Source organism: Novosphingobium naphthalenivorans NBRC 102051 (assembly GCF_001590985.1).
Classification (GTDB): Bacteria; Pseudomonadota; Alphaproteobacteria; order Sphingomonadales; family Sphingomonadaceae; genus Novosphingobium; species Novosphingobium naphthalenivorans.
In genome coordinates this window covers 1-1,048 of sequence record NZ_BCTX01000206.1, presented here as the reverse complement: position 1 = coordinate 1,048, position 1,048 = coordinate 1, and the positions used below count along the sequence as shown (strand labels likewise).

At 62.2% G+C, this 1,048-nt stretch carries 1 protein-coding gene; it reads right to left on the bottom strand.

All coding sequences use genetic code 11. The features are described 5' to 3' along the window. Positions 1 to 14: 14 nt before the first annotated feature. A protein-coding gene (locus NN5_RS25550) for an IS630 family transposase (RefSeq protein WP_235054464.1) occupies positions 15 to 955 on the bottom strand; the annotation gives its coding sequence in 2 pieces (ribosomal slippage) (positions 15 to 610 and positions 610 to 955; 942 coding nt in all). Between the last annotated feature and the right edge of the window lie 93 nt (positions 956 to 1,048).

Sequence of the window (1,048 nt, the reverse complement as noted above, 5' to 3'; positions counted from 1 at the left end):
AGAGCGGTTTTCGATCATTCTGGTTCATAGCCGCACGATCTGAAGTAGTTGGCGCATTCCTGAGGCTGGAAGATATCGACGAGTTTGCCGATCAAGCTCCACAGGCCGCTGACCGTTCGCTCGCCCGCTTTGCGGAGCATGGCCTTGAGGCGGGAGAACGCTTTCTCGATCGGGTTGAAGTCGGGGCTGTAGGGCGGGAGAAAGCGCAGGGTTGCGCCTGCGGCCTCGATGAGCACTTGCACCGATGCGCGCTTGTGGCTCGACAGGTTGTCCATGATGACGACGTCGCCGGGCCGCAGTTCCGGGACGAGGACCTGAGCGACGTAGGCTTCGAACCAGTCGCCGTTGATCGGTCCATCGAGCACCATAGGCGCGACCATGCCGGTCATGCGCAGGCCAGCGACCAGGGTGGTGGTCTTGCGGTGGCCGTGCGGGAAGCCCATCCGCAACCGCTCGCCTTTCGGGCAACGACCGTGGCTGCGGGTCATGTTGGTGGCGGTCCAGGTTTCGTCGATGAAGACCAGGCGCTCCGGTTCGAGATCGAGTTGCCCCTCGAACCAGTCCTGACGCTGTTTCAGGACGTCTGGTCGATCTTGCTCTATCGCATGGCCTGTCTTTTTTTGCGCGTCAGGCCACGGCGAACAAAAAAGCGATGTAGCCCGGCCACGGAAACGGCCATGCCCTTGTCCGCAAGCGCCAGACGTAGTTCTTCGAGGGTGATGTCCCTACGCTCCTCCCAAATGGCCAGAATGTCCGCTGCCCGCTCTTCCACCCGCCGCGAGCGCATATCCCCGCCGCGCGGCTTTGGGGCAATGTCACCCGTCTCGCGCTGCTGTGCCCGCCAACGGACCGCCGTTGATGGTGCAACACCGAACCGGGCCGCCGCAGCACGGCAACTCGATCCACTGTCCACCGCTGCCAACAGCCGAGTGCGCAAATCCATCGAAAGAGCCATCCATGCCGGCCTCCTTCACCAGCACGGATTCTGAATCAGAAATCGCGCCCGAAGGGAATCCCAGACCGATTCAGAACGGTCGAAAACCGCTCT